Raw genomic sequence first — 1,295 nt, 5'->3', positions numbered from 1 at the left:
CTCGGCGCGCCCCGCAAACCGTACGACGCGCCGCGCTGGCTGCCGGTGAACCGGCCGATCGCGTTCCGCGAGCTGGTGTCGGACCCGCGCGAGCTCGAAGTGCGCGGCACGACGCCTGACGCGATCCGCCTGAATCTGCGCGTGCCGGCCGATCTCCATTCGTGGAACGGCTCGGGCGTGCCGATCACGCTGCGCTACCGCTATACGGCGCCGACCGTGCAGGACGACTCGACGCTCGCCGTCGAGATCAACGAACAGCTCGTGAAGTCGTACCGGCTCGGGCCGGCCCATGCGGAAGACGCGCGCGGGCGCATGCAGCTGCCGCTGCTGGCGGTGCCGGAAGGGCGCGTGACGAGCGATGTCGACATCCCGGCGTTTCGCGTCGGCAGCGGCAATCAGCTGCAGTTCCGCTTCACGCTCGATTCGCAGAAGACGGGGCTCTGCTCGAGCACCGCGACCGAGCCGCAGCGCGCGGCGATCGATCCCGATTCGACGATCGACTTCTCGCACTTCGTCCACTACGCGCAATTGCCGAACCTCGCGTTCTTCGCGAACAGCGGCTTCCCGTTCACACGCTTCGCCGACCTGTCGCAGACGGCCGTCGTGGTCCCGGACCGGCCGTCGCCGCAGGAGCTCGAAGCCTACCTGACGATGCTCGGCCACATGGGCCAGTGGACCGGCTTCCCGGCGCTGCGCGTGGAGGTTGCGCGGCCCGGCGACGTCGCCGCGCTGGCGGGCCGCAAGGACCTGCTCGTGATTGACGGCTCGCCCGCGTCGGCGCTGCTGTCGCGCTGGCGCGCGGCGCTGCCGCTGACGATCGACCAGCAGGGCGGCACGGGCGCGACGCGTGTCGCCTTCTCGGTGAAGGAGCGCTGGCGCAATGGCATCGGCATGGCCGACGGCGGCGCGCATATCGAGCAGACGGGCTCGCTCGCCGCGCTCGCCGGCTTCGAGCTGCCGGGCAGCCACGGCCGCAGCGTCGTCGCGCTGACGGCGACCGACCAGACGCGCCTGGCCGATCTGCTCGACGTATTCGAGAAGCCGGGCCTCGTGTCGCAGCTGCAGGGCGACCTCGCGCTGGTGCGGCCGGGTCAGGTCGACAGTCTGCGCGTCGGCGAGCCGTACGTGGTCGGCTTCGTGCCGTGGTATGCGCGCGTCTGGACGCACGCGGCGCGGCACCCGGTCGTGCTCGGCGTGGTCGGCGTCGCTGCGGGGCTGCTGCTCGCGCTCGGCGTGTTCAGCGTGCTGCAGAGAATCGCCGCGCGTCGACGGGGGATGTAACGGATGGCGTGGGA

The 1,295-nt window shown here is 71.4% G+C and carries 1 protein-coding gene; it reads left to right on the top strand.

Features of this window, described 5'->3' with window-relative positions:
- Window positions 1–1,281 (top strand): cellulose biosynthesis cyclic di-GMP-binding regulatory protein BcsB (locus F3J14_RS34925; protein ID WP_211080436.1); only part of this gene is annotated, 1,281 nt, incomplete at its 5' end.
- Window positions 1,282–1,295: the final 14 nt, after the last annotated feature.

Source organism: Burkholderia sp. Tr-862 (genome assembly GCF_011753085.1).
In the GTDB taxonomy this organism is placed as follows: domain Bacteria; phylum Pseudomonadota; class Gammaproteobacteria; order Burkholderiales; family Burkholderiaceae; genus Burkholderia; species Burkholderia ambifaria.
The sequence above is the reverse complement of the archived record's forward strand: the minus strand, read 5'-3'. Positions and strand labels throughout refer to the sequence as shown.